The 18,108-nt window shown below is 42.2% G+C and carries 12 protein-coding genes; 8 read left to right on the top strand and 4 right to left on the bottom strand.

Annotation, left to right across the window (positions count from 1 at the left end; genetic code table 11):
* The first annotated feature begins 42 nt into the window (after positions 1–42).
* From AC1DUD_RS03090 to atpC, 5 genes are all read left to right on the top strand, one after another.
* A complete protein-coding gene (locus tag AC1DUD_RS03090) occupies positions 43–2,442 on the top strand; it encodes an ABC transporter permease (protein ID WP_477371484.1) in 2,400 nt (799 codons plus the stop codon).
* Positions 2,443–2,514: 72 nt separating this feature from the next.
* Complete coding sequence (locus AC1DUD_RS03085) at positions 2,515–4,917, top strand: ABC transporter permease (RefSeq protein ID WP_477371482.1); 2,403 nt, start codon at positions 2,515–2,517, stop codon at positions 4,915–4,917.
* A gap of 442 nt (positions 4,918–5,359) precedes the next feature.
* Positions 5,360–6,346: an NAD(P)H-quinone oxidoreductase gene (locus AC1DUD_RS03080; protein WP_477371480.1), complete on the top strand. Its 987-nt coding sequence runs from the start codon at positions 5,360–5,362 to the stop codon at positions 6,344–6,346.
* A 174-nt stretch (positions 6,347–6,520) separates the two neighbouring features.
* A complete protein-coding gene (atpD, locus tag AC1DUD_RS03075) occupies positions 6,521–8,026 on the top strand; it encodes a F0F1 ATP synthase subunit beta (protein ID WP_429263437.1) in 1,506 nt (501 codons plus the stop codon).
* 83 nt (positions 8,027–8,109) lie between these two features.
* Entirely contained in the window at positions 8,110–8,361 is a 252-nt protein-coding gene (gene atpC / locus AC1DUD_RS03070; protein WP_477371477.1) for an ATP synthase F1 subunit epsilon, read from the top strand.
* A gap of 233 nt (positions 8,362–8,594) precedes the next feature.
* Here the strand turns inward: atpC and AC1DUD_RS03065 are convergent, their stop codons facing one another.
* From AC1DUD_RS03065 to AC1DUD_RS03050, 4 genes are all read right to left on the bottom strand, one after another.
* Positions 8,595–10,100, bottom strand: coding sequence for a TlpA family protein disulfide reductase (locus AC1DUD_RS03065; RefSeq protein WP_477371475.1), 1,506 nt, complete (start codon positions 10,098–10,100; stop codon positions 8,595–8,597).
* Positions 10,101–10,209: 109 nt separating this feature from the next.
* Positions 10,210–11,715 (bottom strand): TlpA family protein disulfide reductase, encoded by a 1,506-nt coding sequence (locus tag AC1DUD_RS03060; RefSeq protein WP_477371472.1) that lies wholly within the window; start codon positions 11,713–11,715, stop codon positions 10,210–10,212.
* Positions 11,716–11,850: 135 nt separating this feature from the next.
* Positions 11,851–12,630 carry a Fic family protein gene (locus AC1DUD_RS03055; protein ID WP_477371470.1) on the bottom strand — a complete coding sequence of 260 codons (780 nt, stop codon included), beginning with the start codon at positions 12,628–12,630 and terminating at the stop codon, positions 11,851–11,853.
* 48 nt (positions 12,631–12,678) lie between these two features.
* Positions 12,679–13,386 carry an ankyrin repeat domain-containing protein gene (locus AC1DUD_RS03050; protein WP_477371468.1) on the bottom strand — a complete coding sequence of 236 codons (708 nt, stop codon included), beginning with the start codon at positions 13,384–13,386 and terminating at the stop codon, positions 12,679–12,681.
* A 389-nt stretch (positions 13,387–13,775) separates the two neighbouring features.
* On the opposite strand from AC1DUD_RS03050, the gene ilvD reads away from it, so the two are divergent.
* From ilvD to ilvN, 3 genes are all read left to right on the top strand, one after another.
* Entirely contained in the window at positions 13,776–15,482 is a 1,707-nt protein-coding gene (gene ilvD / locus AC1DUD_RS03045) for a dihydroxy-acid dehydratase (protein ID WP_477371466.1), read from the top strand.
* Positions 15,483–15,627: 145 nt separating this feature from the next.
* On the top strand, positions 15,628–17,364 hold the full coding sequence (gene ilvB / locus AC1DUD_RS03040) for a biosynthetic-type acetolactate synthase large subunit (protein ID WP_477371463.1): 1,737 nt from the start codon (positions 15,628–15,630) through the stop codon (positions 17,362–17,364).
* Between the two features lie 31 nt (positions 17,365–17,395).
* Positions 17,396–17,998, top strand: a complete 603-nt coding sequence (ilvN, locus tag AC1DUD_RS03035; RefSeq protein WP_477371461.1) for an acetolactate synthase small subunit — start codon at positions 17,396–17,398, stop codon at positions 17,996–17,998.
* The last annotated feature ends 110 nt before the right edge of the window (positions 17,999–18,108 follow it).

Genomic DNA, 18,108 nt, shown 5'->3' with positions numbered 1-18,108 from the left:
ATTTTAGCCCTCATCACAATCACCTTATAACATACCTCTGCCATGTTGAAAAACTTTATCCGCATAGCCTTTCGCGGGCTTTTAAAAAACAAAGCTTTTACCATCATTAATATTTTAGGCCTTGCTCTTGGATTGGCTACTTGCCTGCTTATTGTTTTTTATGTGTTTGATGAGTTAAGTTATGACAGGTTTAATGCTAATGCCAACCGCATATACCGCGTCAATATGGATATGAAGTATGGCGGCAATGTAGCTTCATATGCCATTACGCCTCCCCCATTGGCTTCAACATTAAAAAACAACTACCCCGAAGTTGAGCGGAGCGCACGGCTCATCCATGACCAGGGCATACGCATTAAAAAAGATGGTGAATATATACAGGAAGAAAAGGTGGTTTACGCCGATTCGGAACTCTTTGGCGTGTTTACGCTGCCATTAACAGAAGGCGATCCCAAAACGGCCCTTACCGAGCCCAATACGGTAGTAATTACCGAAAGCACTGCCCAAAGATACTTTAAAGATACCCATGTATTAGGCCGGGTGATCAACTTAAGCGATAATACCAACTATAAAATAACGGGGGTAATGAAAGATATTTCCGCGCAATCACACTTTAACTTTGATTTTTTCTTTTCCATTGCACAACGGGCAGATGCCAAACTTGCTGACTGGAATAACTTTAGTTATACCACCTATGTACTACTGAAAGCAGGCACAGATCCTAAAAACTTTGAAGCCAAATTACCGACACTAATGAAAAAACAACTTGGCGAAAATTACGCCCGGCTTGAACAAAGCGGCAATTACTTTCATCTCAATATTACTCCGTTAACCGATATCCACCTTAAATCAAACCGGCAGTACGAGCTTGGTGCCAATAGCAGCACAAGCTATGTGTACATATTTTCGGCAATAGCGCTGTTTGTACTACTGATAGCCTGCATTAACTTCATGAACATGTCTACCGCCCGCTCGGCTAACCGGGCAAGAGAGGTTGGTGTTCGTAAAGTACTGGGCTCATCACGCGGGTACCTGATAGCACAATTCCTTTCCGAATCGTTACTTGTAACGTTTTGCGCGGCAATATTGGCGGTTACGGCAGCATGGGTTTTATTGCCTCTATTTAACGAAGTATCGGGCAAACACTTAAGCATAACCCTTCGGATATTTTCATGGCTTGTACCGGCTATGCTGATGATCATTTTGCTGGTAGGTTTACTGGCTGGTTCATATCCCGCATTTTATCTGTCGGCATTTCAGCCTATCAATGTACTTAAGGGTAAAGTTTCAACAGGCTTTAAAGGGGGCAGGTTGCGTAATTTCCTGGTTGTTTTCCAGTTTTCGATCTCTATATTTTTAATCATCGGCACATTGGTTATTTACAACCAGCTTAACTATATCAGGCATAAAAATTTAGGCTTTAACCGTAACCAGGTTATGGTAATAAAAGATGTTGGCGTAACAGAAAACACCAAAATGTTTAAACAGGAAATTAAACAACTTGCTGCCGTTAAAAACGCATCATTGAGCGGCTTTTTACCTACAGGTGTTGTGCGGGCTCCCGATGCTGTGTTCCGAAACAGATCGGCAAATCCCAAAAACGCGCTATTTACCGAAGTTTGGCCTGTTGATGAGGATTATTTACCTACTATGGGTATGGACATGGCAAAAGGCCGCAATTTCTCCAGTCAATTCACCAGCGACTCGTTGGGTGTTATCATTAATGAAACCGCTGCCAGGATGTTGGGTTTCATGAATGATCCACTTAATAAAACAGTATACAGGGCAACTGGTCAGCCCGATCAACCTTTAAAAGAATATCATGTTATAGGCGTGGTGAAAGATTTTAATTTCAGTTCACTGAGGGATAATATCACTCCAGTAGTCATGTTTTTTAATGATGACAAAGGTGCGCTAAGCATAAAAACAGAATCCAAAAACACAGCCGCTTTGATAGCCCAGGTACAACAGGTGTGGGATCGTTTTGCACCCAGCCAGCATTTTGCATACTCCTTTATGGATCAGGATTTTGATGCAGCTTATCGTACTGAACAACGAACCGGCAAGTTATTTTTAACTTTCACTACTTTGGCCGTAATTATTGCCTGCCTTGGCCTGTTCAGTCTGGCCGCATATGCTGCTGAACAGCGTAATAAAGAAATAGGCATCCGTAAGGTAATGGGTGCAAGCGTTTCGGCCATTACAAATATGCTATCAAAAGATTTTATAAAACTGGTCATCATTTCATTTGTTATAGCCGCCCCTTTGGCTTGGTTAGCCATGTATTACTGGTTGCAGGGTTTTGCCTACAGGCAAAATGTACAATGGTGGGTAATAGCTGTATCAGGCATTGGTGCGGTAACTATTGCCTTTATCACTATCAGCTTTCAATCAATAAAAGCAGCGATGGCTAACCCTGTTGATAGCTTGAGGAGCGAATAAACTAAAAAATTAGTTAATAATCTTTTACAACTAATTTTTTAGTTGTATTTTTATAGCATAAGCCTATATGCTATGATCAGGAACTATTTTAAAACCGCGTTACGCAGCCTGCTAAAAAACAAGGGCTTCACCTTTATCAATATATTGGGACTGGCATTGGGACTGGCCATTTGCCTGCTCATTACATTTTATGTAGTTGATGAGCTGAGCTATGACAGGTACAATACCAAACATGAAAGAATCTACAGGGTTAATACCGACCTGAAGTTCAGTGGCACATTAACCGAATATGCCATAACTGCTATTCCGGTTGCCAACGTACTGAAAACTAAATATCCTGAAGTTGAAACCGCCGTGAGAATAACACCCGCCCTAAACATTCGATTTAAAAAGGGCGATGAAATTGTGAGGGAAGATGGCGCAACCTTTTATAGCGAACCTAATATTTTCGATGTGTTTACACTCCCTCTGCTTTCGGGCGATGCAAAAACGGCTTTAAAGGAACCTAACTCGGTAGTGATAGCTGAATCGATGGCGAGAAAATATTTTAACCGGACCAATGTAGTGGGGCAAACCTTGCTTTTGGTAACCACCGGCACATCACTTAAAATAACCGGGGTAATGAAGGATATGCCTGCTCAATCACATTTCAGGGCCAACTTTTTACTGGCAACAGATCATCCAATCAATAATGATGCTCCATGGAACAGGTTAACCGCCTTTGCCACTTACGTACTGCTCAAACCTAACGCAAGCATCAGCCACCTTGAATCAAAGCTCAATGCCGAAATGCAAGACGGACTTAAAGGTTCAAGCACTATGAATTACAGCAAGTTCACATCGGGCGGCAACTATTTCAAACTTAGCCTGATGCCTTTAACCGATGTTCACCTTAAATCAAACAGGGTGATGGAGCTGGGAGCGAATGGCAACAGTCAATACGTTTACATATTTTCGGCAGTGGCAATTTTTATTTTGCTGCTGGCCTGTATCAACTTCATGAACCTGTCTACCGCCCGCTCGGCTAACCGGGCACGCGAGGTTGGTGTGCGTAAAGTGTTGGGCTCATCGCGCAAACACCTCATTTTCCAGTTCCTTGCCGAATCACTGATCGTGACCTTCGTCGCTGCCATCATAGCAGTGCTGACAGCCTTGGTTTTACTGCCGCTGTTCAACCATTTATCAAACAAACAATTAGCCATCGATCTGCAAACCATAACATGGCTGTTACCTGCTTTGTTAAGCATCGTTATTGTTGTTGGCGTGCTGGCGGGTTCTTATCCCGCCTTTTTCCTTTCGGCTTTTCAGCCAATTAATGTTTTAAAGGGGAAGATCTCCACCGGTTTTAAAGGTGGTGCTTTCCGGAGTACACTGGTGGTTTTCCAGTTCTCTATTTCGATATTTTTGGTGATAGGTACTTTGGTTATTTACAACCAGCTTAACTATATCCAAACTAAAGATCTCGGCTTTAACCGCAACCAGGTGCTTATCCTCAACAACGTTAACACATTGGAACATCCTGAGTTGCTGAAACAGCAAATTAAACAACTGCCCGGAGTTGTTAATGCCACGCTTACTGGCTTTTTACCTACTGCCAATAACAAAGCATTAAACTATGTATCGCCCGCTGAAAAAGAGGCCCAGTCGACCCAGTTCTGGAAGATAGATGAAGATTACATCAGCACCATGGGTATGCAGATGAAGGCCGGTCGCGGGTTTTCCGGGCAGTTTAAAACTGATTCAACAGCGATGGTCATTAATGAAACGGCAGCAAAAGTGTTCGGCTATGGCAATGACGCTATCGGCAAAATCATAACAACCGGTACTGCTAAAGACCTCAAAAAATACCATATAATCGGTGTAGTTAAAGATTTCAACTTTAGTTCGCTGCGCGATAATGTAACCCCACTGGTAATGACGCTGGATAACGACTGGTTGGCGCGTTTAAGCATCCGCATAAATACCCACAATCTACCTGCCCTGATGGCACAAATTGAAAAAACATGGAAAACCATTGCTCCTAATGAACATTTTGACTATTCATTTATGGATGCCGATTTTGACGCCCTTTACCGTACCGAACAACGCATGGGGCAGCTTTTCATCTTGTTTACCAGCCTGGCTATAGCTATTGCCTGTCTTGGTTTGTTTGGCCTTGCCGCTTATGCTGCCGAGCAACGCAACCGGGAGATCGGCATCCGTAAAGTGTTGGGTGCAAGCATAGCGGCTATTGTAACGATGTTATCGAAAGATTTTGTGAGGCTGGTGATTATATCGTTTATAATAGCCGCACCGTTGACCTGGCTAACTATGAGCAAATGGTTGCAGGGCTTTGCTTACCGGCAAGATATACGATGGTGGGTTGTAATATTGGCCGGCGCGGGGGCGGTGGTTATCGCTTTTGCTACTATCAGTTTACAGTCGTTCAGAGCGGCGTCGGCTAATCCTGTTGAGAGTTTGCGTTCTGGAGATTAGTTTTATTAGGTTAAAGGCGAAAGGTAAAAGGATAAAGGTCAAAAATATCGACTGGTGCAAGTATGAAGGACAGGGAAAGGAGGGCGAAGGCTACTTATGACATTTCTGCTTGTATCGTTTACAGTATCTAAAAAAATGAATACGCCAACGCTTTGCCGGCGCTGCATACTCGCAACGATTAACGCATAATCTCTTTTAAAACACGAGGCACCTACGGAGCCAAAATGTCACTTTATAAATTTCTATAAACACAGTACTCCTAAGGGAGTTTTTACTTAACGACAAATACCCCAGAGGGGTACCGTGTTTATAGAAAATAAAATAAAAACTTTTAGGCTCCGTARGTGCCTCGTATCTACTATTGATTTTAAAAGCGTACTACTTGCCGCTCACATCCTAAACCAAACATTTTAGCGCTAACTTAGCTTTCAACGTTATAACTATGAAAGCAATAGTGATCACCCAACCAGGCGGCCCTGAAGTTTTGCAGCTTGCCGACAGGCCAAAGCCGCTTATCGCCCCCGATGAAGTTTTGATAAAAGTAATGGCGGCAGGCATTAACCGGCCCGATGTTTTTCAACGCAAGGGAAATTACCCGCCACCTGCTGGCGCACCTGTGGATATCCCCGGGTTGGAGGTAGCCGGCATTGTTGCCGAAGTTGGCGAAGCGGTTACCCGCTGGAAAGCCGGCGACAAGGTTTGCGCGCTGGTTATCGGCGGTGGTTATGCCGAATATTGTAAAGCACCCGAAGGTCAGTGCCTGCCTATTCCTTCAAACCTAAGTTACCCTGAAGCAGCTTCCCTCCCCGAAACATTTTTCACCGTATGGAGCAATGTATTCGACCGTGGTGCGCTTAAACCAGGAGAATCGTTATTGGTGCATGGAGGCTCAAGCGGTATTGGGGTAACAGCTATCCAAATGGCTAAAGCTTTAGCTAGTACCGTTTACGTAACGGCTGGTTCTGATGATAAATGCAGCTTTTGCGAGGAGCTTGGTGCCGATAAAGCCGTCAACTATAAAACCGCCGATTTTAAAAAAGAGATCAAAGCACTCACCGGTGGAGCTGGAGTTAATGTAATATTGGATATGATAGGCGGTGATTATATGCCTGGTAATATAGATTCATTGGCTATTGAGGGGCGGCTGGTTTTTATTAATACTATGAATGGCCGCGAAGTACCGCTTGACCTTGGTAAAGTAATGGCCAAAAGGCTCATCATTACCGGCTCCATGCTGCGGAGCAGGGAGATTAGTTTTAAAGCGGATATTGCTAAAAACCTGGAGCAAAAGATCTGGCCGTTGATCGAGTCGGGAGCTATAAAACCTGTGATCTATAAAATCTTTAATGCCGAACACGCGGCGGCGGCTCACCGGCTGATGGAAAGCAGCACACATACCGGCAAAATAGTGCTGCGTTTTGAACATTAAAACCAACTAATTAGCAATGTTGAAATTATCGTTTAAAAAACTTGATTCAGTATTTAAATAATTGGATAGAAATCTTAACTTTGCGCCTCTGAAATAGCATCTTATACATTCCTGTTACAAATGATGTATGTGTCTGTTCAGTAAAAGCATTTTTTAAAAAACACCAGGTTATATATGCCAAACATTGGAAAAATTTCACGGATCATTGGTCCGGTAGTTGACGTAAGTTTCGCTGATGACGCTCATCTTCCTAAAATTTATGACGCGTTAGAGATCACGAAAGACAATGGCCAGAAAGTTATTTTAGAGGTTCAGCAGCACTTAGGCGAAGACCGTGTACGTGCCATCGCGATGGACTCGACCGACGGCTTGTTACGCGGCATGAAGGTTTTAGATACCGAAGCTGCTATCAAAATGCCGGTAGGCGATAACATCAAAGGCCGCGTATTTAACGTGGTAGGTGATGCTATCGACGGTATCCCTAACCTTGATAAAGTAAACGGTCGTCCTATTCACGCAACCCCTCCAAGGTTTGAAGACCTATCTACCGAAACTGAGGTACTTTTTACAGGTATCAAAGTTATCGACCTTTTAGAGCCTTATGCAAAAGGTGGTAAAATTGGTCTGTTCGGTGGTGCTGGTGTAGGTAAAACAGTATTGATCCAGGAACTGATCAACAACATCGCGAAAGCTTATGCAGGTTTATCTGTATTTGCAGGTGTTGGTGAGCGTACACGTGAAGGTAATGACCTTTTACGTGAGATGCTTGAGTCAGGCATTATAAAATATGGCGACGCTTTCATGCATTCAATGGAAGAAGGCGGCTGGGATCTATCTAAAGTAGATACCGAAGCCATGAAAGATTCAAAAGCAACATTCGTGTTCGGTCAAATGAATGAGCCTCCTGGTGCACGTGCACGTGTGGCCCTTTCAGGCTTAACAATTGCCGAATATTTCCGTGATGGTGATGAAGATGGTAAAGGCCGTGATATCCTTTTCTTTATCGACAACATCTTCCGCTTTACACAGGCAGGTTCAGAAGTATCAGCGCTTTTAGGCCGTATGCCATCAGCAGTAGGTTACCAGCCAACACTGGCAACTGAGATGGGTACCATGCAGGAGCGTATCACTTCAACCAAACGCGGTTCAATCACATCAGTACAGGCCGTTTACGTACCTGCGGATGACTTGACCGACCCGGCGCCGGCTACAACCTTCGCCCACTTAGATGCTACTACCGTACTTTCACGTAAAATTGCCGAGCTTGGTATTTACCCTGCGGTGGATCCTTTGGATTCAACCTCACGGATCCTTAGCCCAGCTGTTTTAGGTGACGAGCACTACAATACCGCTCAACGCGTTAAAGAAACTTTACAACGTTACAAAGAGCTTCAGGATATCATCGCCATCTTGGGTATGGACGAGCTTTCTGAAGAAGATAAGTTAGTTGTATCACGCGCACGCCGTGTTCAGCGTTTCTTGTCACAACCGTTCCACGTTGCCGAGCAGTTCACCGGTTTAAAAGGTGTATTGGTTGACATTAAAGACACCATCAAAGGTTTCAACATGATCATGGACGGTGAAGTTGACGAATACCCTGAAGCAGCCTTCAACTTAGTTGGTAACATCGACGATGCCATTGAAAAAGGCAAAAAGCTGTTAGCTGAAGCTAACGCTTAATAAGAAGCAAGAAAATAAGATTCAAGAATCAAGAACAGGAATAGTCCTGACTCTTGATTCTTAGATCTTGAATCTAAAAAAGCATGACATTAGAAATTCTTACTCCCGATAAAAAAGTTTACGAAGGCGAGGCCACCTCGGTAACCTTACCTGGTGCTTTGGGATTATTTGAAATACTGAACAACCACGCCCCTATCATTTCCACCCTTCAGGATGGCAAACTTACCATACGTGGTGGTGCAGCTAAAGAAGAAGTGTTTTATATAAAAGGCGGTGTTGTTGAAGCATTAAACAATAAAGTAACTGTTTTAGCCGAAGGTATTCAGCACAAATAAGTAAAACAGTATTTTATTTAAAAACACAAAGCCCGGATAAGTAGTTTATCCGGGCTTTTTTTGTACCCTTTTTTAAGTGGATACGTAAAACATCATTATTGTAATGTACGAAGCAATCTCCTATTACCCGAGTGGCCCATGCAAAAAACTACCCCTGTAATTGCCCTGGGATTGCTTCGTACCTCACAATAAACAATGCAACATATATTTTTCATCTGCCATAATTTCGCCCATTACTGCACGTATTTTAAAGCCTTATCCAATTCCGTGGTAAGTGTACTACCGGATGATGGCCTTTCGCTATTATTATTTACGATTTTTCCATCAGTTCCGATTGTGACATAATGCGGAATACCTATTACGTTATATTTCTGGCAAACGGGATTTCTTGTCCACCCTTCTGCAATGAGGTTAACACCGCTTACATTCAATGAAGTAAGATTATTTTTCCAGGTTTTCTCGTCCGAATCAACACAGATATTCAGAAATGTTATGTTTTTATCTTTATACCGCTCGTGTAAAGCAGCTGTAGTGTTTTTTATTTCGTAAACGCAAGGGCCGCACCCTACACCCCAAAAATCAATATACACCACTTTGCCACGCAGACTTTTTAAGGATATCATCTCTCCTTTATCATTCTTTAAACTAAACTCGGGTGCAGGTTTACCGGGTTTCAACTGCTGTATAGCCGCGTAAAATTGCGCAAGGGTATCTGCATACCTTGGCGTTTTAATTTTAGTTTTAAAATCCTTGTAGATATTTTCAGCATCATTAAAAGAATACATTTCAAAATCAAACTCTATCTCTTTAGTTATACACCAGTCCCGAAGCTCGGCTAAGTGAAAGTTGGCCAGGGCGAGATAGTATTCATTCCAGGCAGGAGCAAAAGGCAAGGTTTTATTATCCCAGTCTGATCCCACAGTCACAAAAGCATTCAAGCCCGTATTAAAGCGGATATAATTAAAAAGGAAATCCCTATAATTACTACTGTTTCGAAAAGAAAATTCGGATTCGGTTCGGTAAGCACCGGGAGGAAATTTCTGATTGAGCCTTTTTCCTGTTACACTGGTATCATTAATATGCAGATCATATCTGTATAACAAATGGTGACTGTTCAAAAATCCCACATACTTATAATAAACATCAGTGATTAACTTCTCGCTTTCCTGGTAATCGAGATTTACCGCTACTGCCATCATCTCCTTGTTATAAAGCTTGTTTATCTTTTCAAACTTTGCAGAGTCAGTAGCCTTATCCTTGTAAAGCGACTCACTCAAATCCATCAGCTCTTTACGGCAAAGATTATAAACCGACATCATGGTTTGCAATCGCTCATTGATCCGAGGCAGTGGTGATGAAACCTTAAAAGTATTTTTAAAATCTTTGTTATCCCAGTTAACAATTAAGGTATCATTCTTTTGAGCACAAATGGTAATGGCATCATCATTAAGATACAGGTAGATATCTTCAGTTTCTCCGTCAATGTTGATGGTTTTATTAAAGTTGCCATTGTTATCAACAGGTATTGTTATGGAGTAATTGGTCAGATCGCCGGTTACAGCCATTTCCCAGTATTTATCAGTAAAGTTTTTGACGTTTCCTTTAATTACAGCAGTGGCTTTTGGCACAGAGGCAGCTAATGGTTTATTTACGGTAGCAGTTTTAACAGGCTTCTTTTTTGTTTGGGCAGTGAGAACTGTTGCTAAAAACAGCAGAATTATAAAGATTAGGTTTTTCATGCAGGTTGATAGATTTAGGTTTAATCAAATATATAGAAATAAAAATTATTTAGATTAATCCTGATCTTATTTTAATTCTACAATTTGAGGTTAGTACTTAGATACCCACTCAGTTACTAATCAACGCTTTATCGAGTTCGTTAGTGAGTTCAGTTCCAAATGATGGCCTTGCACTATTATTATTTACAATTTTACCATCGCTCCCAATTATAACATAATGAGGAATACCGGTAACATAGTATTTTTGACATATCGGATTATTCACCCAGCCTTCCGCAATAAGATTAATCCCCTCTACATTCATTGAAGCAAGACTATTTTTCCAGGTCTTCTCGTCCGAATCAACACAGATATTCACGAATACAATGTTCTTGTCTTTATATCGTTCATGCAAATAAGGAGTAGCATGTTGTATTTCGCTTATACAAGGTGCACAATTAACACCCCAAAAATCAATGTAAACCACCTTACCCCGCAGGTTTTGTAAGGATATCATTTCACCCTTATCATTCTTCAAGCTAAATTCCGGAGCGAGGTTACCCGGCTTTAGCAGCAACATCGTCGCATATAACTGTTTAAGACTATCTGCATATCTTGGTGTTCTAACTTTTGGCATCAAATCTTCGAAAATGCTTTTTGCATCGTTGAATGAACGTGTTCCAAATTTCATTTTCAGCATATAAGTTATATACCAATCACGTAATTCACCCGAAAAGTTGAGGTTATCGATAGCAGCACTATGCCCGCTGATCGTAGGGACAGGATGATCTATCTCTGTTTTCAAAACCGGAGCATCTATTTTTGTTTCCTTCAGCCTTTTACCAGAATTCAGGTAACTGTAAATAAAGTATTTATAATTATTGCAATTTCTGTAAGCAAACTCCGATTTTATACTGTAAGCCTCCGGGCCAAAAAGCTGGTTGAGTTTTTTGGCAACGGTGCTGTTATCAACAACACATAAATGATATTTACCCAATAAGCCGTACTCATCCAATAACCCAGTATATTTATAATACACATCAGTTATCAACTTTCTTGTTTCGGGATGATCAAGATGCGTCGCAGCGGTCAAAATCTTCTTATTATAAAGACTATTGATCTTGCCAAACTTTACCGAATCGGTTATATTATCGCTGTACAAAATATCCGACAATTCCGTTATTTCCTTTCGGTAAAGATTATAAATGGAAATCATGGTTTGCAGGCGCTCATTTATTCCCTTCTTTGGCGAAGAGATATTGAAAGTATTTTTGAAATTTTTATTATCCCAGTTAATAGTTAAGATATCATTCTTTTGAGCGCAAACTGTGATTGCTTCATCGTTAAGATACAAGTAAATATCTTCTGTTTCGCCATCAATGTTGATGACTTTATTGAAGTTACCGTATTTATCAACAGGTATTTTTAGTGAGTAATTACTTAAGTCGCCTGTTACCGCCAATTCCCAATATTTATCAGTAAAATTTTTAACGTGCCCCTTAATTACGGCGGTATTTTTAGGAGCGGAGATGATTAACGGTTTAAATATAATAGCTGTTTTAGCAGGTTTCTTTGTTGTTGGAGCAGTAAGAGTTACCGTCAAAAACAGCAGAATTATAAAGATTAGGTTTTTCATGCAGGTTGATAGATTTAGGTTTAGTCAAAAATATAGAAATAAAACTATTCGAATAAATTCAATTTTTTTTTTAATTCTACAAATTAGCATTACACTTACCCTTCTACAGAAGCATAGAGTTAGTAAGTGTGCTATTTAAAAAGATTGGGGCAACATCAGCAAAAAAGGCAAAGCTGCAGAATAATCCAGCAGATCATATTCAAGCCCGAGCAACCTTATGTTGCGGTAATAGATTTGATGATGATCGTAGTAATATTTTTCCAATTGCAGAAACCAGGCTTTGGGGCCAAGCTTTTCGGCTATGAACCACTTTTCGAGCAGGCGGGCCGTACGTCCATTTCCATCTTCAAAAGGATGGATCTTTACAAAGATCAAATGAATCATGGAGGCAAAAAAGAATACTTCAGCAACAGTAAGCTTTGTTTTTAATAACACATCGATATCATTAAAAAGCATTTCAAGCTTTTGTTGCACTAAATTAGGCGAGCAGGCCACATATTCTATTTTGCCATCGGGTGTTATTACAAACATGTTACCAGTACGTAGCTGTCCGGCGTGTTCTTTTTGCAGGATATGTTTGGTAAGCAGTTTATGCGCTTCCTGAACTGCTTCATAACTTAGCTTTGTTTTTTGAGCGAATTGATAAGTTTCATAAAGGTCATCTATCTTTTGCGTATAATCCGGCAGAAAATGAACACCAAGCATTTTGTGTTTTATGAAAGAATCCAGCTCAATGTTTTCACCCTCGATTTTGGATGAGAATACAGCAGATACAGATGTATAGAAACTAAAGGCGCCTGTGGATAGCTCGCTATCCTTTAATTGCTCAAAACTTTGAGTGATAGTTTGAGGCACCTGGTTAAGATACTCATCCAGCAGATCGACGGGCAATATTTCAAAGGCGAGATCCTTCATTTAGTGTAAAAGTAATGAAACAAATCTAAGGCAGCATTCAAACTACCACTACAGCAAATCGCAAATTTCCTTGTAACCATTACCTTTAGCCGCGTCACAAATATTTATTCCATCTTTATTAACAAAGGTTTTATCTGCATGATACTGTAGCAATAACTTAACTATTTCGGCCCGGCCTTGTTTAGCAGCCAAAAACAAAGCTGTTTCGCTATCCCGATTTACAGGGTTTGGATCGGCACCTTTTTCAAGCAGTAACTTTACCACATCATAGTGCCCCTTATAAGAGGCTATTAATAATGGAGTAGATTTATCTTCCGCTTTACAATTTACTTCAACACCTTTGGTTATCAGCAAGGCAGCCGTTGCTGCTTGTCCGTTTCTTGATGCTATGATGATGGGGTTCCAATTGTGCTCGTCTTTAGCGTTAATATCTGCACCCTTTTCAATCAGATAGGCGGCCATTTCGGTACTGCCGCTTTGGCAAGCCACCATCAGGGGTGTCCAGTTTGATTTTGGAACAAGGCTTAAATCAGCTCCCGCTTCCACCAACATCTTTACAGCTTTAAGATCGTTTTGCCCTACTGCTCTAAGCAAGGGTGTCATATCATTTTTACCCCTTATGTTTATATTTTTTGGTGATTTCAATAATTCGGAAAGCTGATCGTAATTTTTGTTTTCGATGGCAGTAAAGGCATCTTGCGAGAAACTTTTTGTTACGCTAAATAGCAGTAATGTCAGGATTAGGATTTTGTTCATTTAAGTATATGATATTGATGCCTGAAAGTAACCATTTATCGACGTCCATTAGCAAAGCCGGATACTATTTTTTTAAAGTTAAATTACCCTTCCCGCCCATTTCAGGCAGAAAATCGGCAACTTACTATGCATGCATAAAAAACATACCGAATACCGTTTTGAACTTTGGTATATTTCATTAAAAATTTTATACCTTTATATTTAAAATATACAGAATTAAATTCCGAATAATTAAAACAATTAAAACAAAATACTTATTTCAAAAAATCAGTGGCGACTATTGCTATTGCCTGATGCTATGGCTACCTTACGTATATTGATTTCGGATACCAAGTAAACCAGTATCATTAACACAAGTAATTAATAAAACTTCTATCATCCAAATAAAAATGAGTTCATCATCAGATACTACGGCGGCTATAGAATTGAACAAGTATAGCAAAACTTTCACCCAGGATCCAACACAGCCGGCCGCACAGGCCATGCTTTACGGGATCGGCTTAACCGACGACGATATGCGCAAAGCACAGGTCGGCGTGGCCAGCATGGGTTACGATGGTAACACTTGCAACATGCACCTCAATGACCTGGCCAAGCTGGTTAAACAAGGTATCTGGGATGAGGATATGGTAGGCCTGATATTTCACACTATTGGCGTAAGTGATGGTATGAGCAACGGTACCGAAGGTATGCGTTATTCATTGGTAAGCCGTGATATTATTGCCGATTCCATTGAGGCTGTTACCGGCGCTCAGTATTACGATGGTTTAATCACCCTGCCGGGCTGTGATAAAAACATGCCGGGTTCAATCATGGCTATGGGCCGCTTAAACCGCCCGTCGATCATGGTTTACGGTGGCACTATCAAACCCGGTCACTGGAAAGGTGAAGACCTGAACATCGTATCGGCATTTGAAGCTTTGGGTAAAAAGATTGCAGGCCAGATAGATGACGTTGATTTCATGGGCGTAATTAAAAATGCCTGTCCAAGTGCTGGTGCCTGTGGCGGGATCTACACGGCTAATACCATGGCTGCCGCTATTGAAGCATTGGGAATGAGCTTGCCATACTCATCATCAAACCCTGCATTAAGCGAAGATAAAAAAGCAGAATGCCTTGCGGCCGGTAAAGCCATCAAGGTATTATTAGAGAAAGATATTAAACCGTCGGACATCATGACCCGTGCAGCATTTGAAAATGCTATTGTTGTGATCATGGTATTGGGCGGTTCAACCAACGCGGTATTGCACCTGATTGCAATGGCTAAAAGCGTTGACGTTAAATTAACCCAGGATGATTTCCAAACCGTAAGTAACCGGATCCCGGTGCTGGCCGATATGAAGCCAAGCGGTAAATACATGATGGAAGACCTGCACAACATTGGCGGTGTTCCTGCTGTAATGAAATACTGCCTGGAGCAAGGCTGGCTTGACGGCAGCTGCCTTACTGTTACCGGTAAAACCATTGCCGAAAACCTTGCAGATGTACCGGCATTAGAGTTTGATACTCAAAAGATCATCAAACCTGTTGAAAACCCGATCAAAGCTACAGGCCACTTACAAATTTTATACGGAAACCTTGCCGAAGGTGGCAGTGTTGCCAAGATCAGCGGTAAAGAGGGCGAACGTTTCACCGGCCCCGCCCGTGTGTTTGATGGCGAGTTTGAACTGATAGCAGGGATCCAAAGTGGTCGCGTTAAAAAAGGTGATGTTGTGGTGATCCGCAATGTAGGCCCTAAAGGCGCACCGGGCATGCCTGAAATGCTGAAGCCAACCTCGGCCATTTTCGGTGCAGGTTTGGGTAGTTCAGTTGCATTAATTACAGACGGACGCTTTAGCGGTGGTACGCATGGCTTCGTCGTCGGTCACATCACACCCGAGGCTTACGATGGCGGGTTTATAGCGATGGTAAAAGATGATGATATAATTAACATAGATGCTGTTGCCAATACTATAAACGTTTCGTTACCGCAAGAAGAAATAGCCGCACGCCGTGCCGCATGGCAACAACCGGCGCTGAAGGTTACCAAGGGTGTGTTATACCGTTACGCTAAAAACGTAACTACCGCTGCCGAAGGTTGCGTTACCGACGAATAATAAAGAGTGAACAAAATGGCTATAAAAAATTGCCATGAATAAAGTGAACACAGGCTTAACGCGTTCATTTTAGCAAATTAGAGACAGATAGAGTAAAATCAGTTTAGCACCCTTAAAAGTGCTATAAATATAAAAAAATACAGGTATGGAAGTTGCACAAGAAACATTAACCACGCCCGCTACCATCGAAACCGTACAGGTTTCCGGATCGGTAGCATTATTGGAAGCATTGATAGCCGAAGGTACCGATACCATTTTTGGTTACCCAGGCGGCGCCATCATGCCCATTTATGATGCTTTGTTTGATTACAATGATAAATTGAACCACATACTGGTACGTCATGAGCAGGGCGGCATTCACGCCGGCCAGGGTTATGCACGCACATCAGGTAAAGTGGGTGTAGTATTCGCCACCAGCGGTCCGGGCGCTACTAACCTGGTGACAGGTTTGGCCGATGCCCAAATCGACAGTACGCCATTGGTTTGTATCACCGGCCAGGTATTCGCGCACCTTTTAGGTACCGATGCTTTTCAGGAAACTGACGTGATCAACATCACTACCCCGGTTACCAAATGGAACTACCAGGTAACTGATGCTACCGAAATCCCTGAGGTTATTGCCAAGGCATTTTATATTGCCCGCAGCGGCAGGCCCGGCCCAGTATTGATCGACATTACCAAAAACGCCCAAATCCAGTTATTTGATTTTGCAGGTTACAAACCATGCGATCATATCCGCAGCTACAGGCCAAAACCAATTGTACGTACACAGTATATTGATGAAGCAGCTGCTTTGATCAACAGCGCTAAAAAACCATTTATCCTGTTTGGTCAGGGTGTTATTTTAGGCAGTGCCGAGCAGGAGTTTAAAGCTTTTGTTGAAAAAAGCGGTATCCCTGCAGCATGGACAGTGCTTGGAGCAGGAGCTATCCCTACAGATCATCCACTAAACGTGGGCATGCTGGGTATGCATGGCAACTACGGCCCTAACGTTTTAACAAACGAGTGCGATGTGCTTATTGCTATAGGTATGCGTTTTGACGACAGGGTGACCGGTCGTTTGGATAAATATGCTAAACAGGCTAAAGTTGTCCATTTGGATATCGATCCGGCCGAGATCGACAAAAACGTAAAATCAGCCGTACCGGTTTGGGGCGATTGCAAGGAAACACTTCCGTTGCTGACCAAAGCCATCGAACAAAAAGAGCACACTGAATGGCTTGCTAAGTTTAACGATTACACCCGTCAGGAAGTTGAAGCGGTTATTCATGATGAACTAAACCCAACTACTGAAGAAATGACCATGGGCGAGGTGATCAAACAGCTTAACGAGATCACCAAAGGAGAGGCTGTTATCGTGACTGACGTAGGCCAGCACCAGATGGTAGCCTGCCGTTACGCACAGTTCAATAACACCCGCAGCAACGTAACCAGCGGTGGCTTAGGTACTATGGGCTTTGCCCTTCCCGCTGCCATCGGTGCCAAATTTGGTGCACCTAACCGTACTGTGGTAGCCATTATTGGTGATGGCGGTTTCCAGATGACCTGCCAGGAGCTGGGTACCATTATGCAAAGTGGTGTTGATGTTAAGATAATCATCCTTAACAACCGTTTCCTGGGTATGGTAAGGCAATGGCAGGAGCTGTTCAATTCTCGCCGTTACTCATTTGTTGATATTCAAAGTCCCGATTTTGTGGCATTAGCCGCAGCATACCGCATCCCCGGCAAACTGGTTGATGACCGCGCCGATTTAATCCCGGCATTGAATGAAATGCTGAGCACACCCGGATCATTCCTTTTGGAAGTAATGGTTACCAAAGAGAACAACGTGTTCCCGATGGTACCGCAAGGATGCAGCGTAAGCGAGATCAGGTTAAAGTAACACCCATCGGGGAATTAAAAAAATTGGAATCATGAGCGAACCAGAAGAAAAACAGGAATTTAACATCACGGTTTATACTGAAAACCAAATTGGTCTTTTAAGCCGGATAGCTATTATATTTACACGCCGAAAAATCAATATCGACAGCCTGAATACCTCTCCATCGGAGATTGACAGCATTCACCGCTTTAATATCGTGATCAATGAGTCGGAAGATGTGGTGCGTAAACTTACCCGCCAGATTGAAAAGCAGGTAGAAGTATTAAAAGTATATTATCACACCAATGAAGATGTTGTTTGGCAGGAAATGGCGTTATATAAGGTATCAACCGATGTAATTGCCGAAAAAGTTAGCGTTGAACGTTTATTGCGCGAAAACGGTGCCCGCGCGGTAGTGATCCGTAAGGATTACACCGTGTTTGAAACCACCGGCCACCGCGAAGAAACAGACAACTTAATCAATATTTTACAGCCTTACGGCCTGATAGAGTTTGTACGCAGCGCCCGCGTTGCCATCATTAAAGACAGCGACGGCTTTAACCGCAAACTCCGCGAATTTGAAAGGCTTGAACCAGGTGAAGACGTGATAGAAAACGAATATCTAAACCAAGGGCAAAAGGTGTTTACGATGTAAAGCCCAAAGCTTAAGGCTGAAAGCCGAAAGCTGAAAAATAAAGTCATTATAAGGTACGAAGCAGTCCCAAACAATACAGAGCGGATCTGCAAATCGGGGATTGCTTCGTA

It is taken from the genome of Mucilaginibacter sp. P4_A11, from assembly GCF_056402535.1.
Note: the sequence above shows the minus strand (reverse complement) of the source record. Positions and strands in the feature narration are given on the sequence as shown.

Bases quoted from the DNA above. Each gene is read 5' to 3' on its own strand.
- AC1DUD_RS03090 (WP_477371484.1), top strand. From the start codon at position 43: ATGTTGAAAAACTTTATCCGCATAGCCTTTCGCGGGCTTTTAAAAAAC.
- AC1DUD_RS03085 (WP_477371482.1), top strand. From the start codon at position 2,515: ATGATCAGGAACTATTTTAAAACCGCGTTACGCAGCCTGCTAAAAAAC.
- AC1DUD_RS03080 (WP_477371480.1), top strand. From the start codon at position 5,360: ATGAAAGCAATAGTGATCACCCAACCAGGCGGCCCTGAAGTTTTGCAG.
- atpD (WP_429263437.1), top strand. From the start codon at position 6,521: ATGCCAAACATTGGAAAAATTTCACGGATCATTGGTCCGGTAGTTGAC.
- atpC (WP_477371477.1), top strand. From the start codon at position 8,110: ATGACATTAGAAATTCTTACTCCCGATAAAAAAGTTTACGAAGGCGAG.
- AC1DUD_RS03065 (WP_477371475.1), bottom strand. From the start codon at position 10,100: ATGAAAAACCTAATCTTTATAATTCTGCTGTTTTTAGCAACAGTTCTC.
- AC1DUD_RS03060 (WP_477371472.1), bottom strand. From the start codon at position 11,715: ATGAAAAACCTAATCTTTATAATTCTGCTGTTTTTGACGGTAACTCTT.
- AC1DUD_RS03055 (WP_477371470.1), bottom strand. From the start codon at position 12,630: ATGAAGGATCTCGCCTTTGAAATATTGCCCGTCGATCTGCTGGATGAG.
- AC1DUD_RS03050 (WP_477371468.1), bottom strand. From the start codon at position 13,386: ATGAACAAAATCCTAATCCTGACATTACTGCTATTTAGCGTAACAAAA.
- ilvD (WP_477371466.1), top strand. From the start codon at position 13,776: ATGAGTTCATCATCAGATACTACGGCGGCTATAGAATTGAACAAGTAT.
- ilvB (WP_477371463.1), top strand. From the start codon at position 15,628: ATGGAAGTTGCACAAGAAACATTAACCACGCCCGCTACCATCGAAACC.
- ilvN (WP_477371461.1), top strand. From the start codon at position 17,396: ATGAGCGAACCAGAAGAAAAACAGGAATTTAACATCACGGTTTATACT.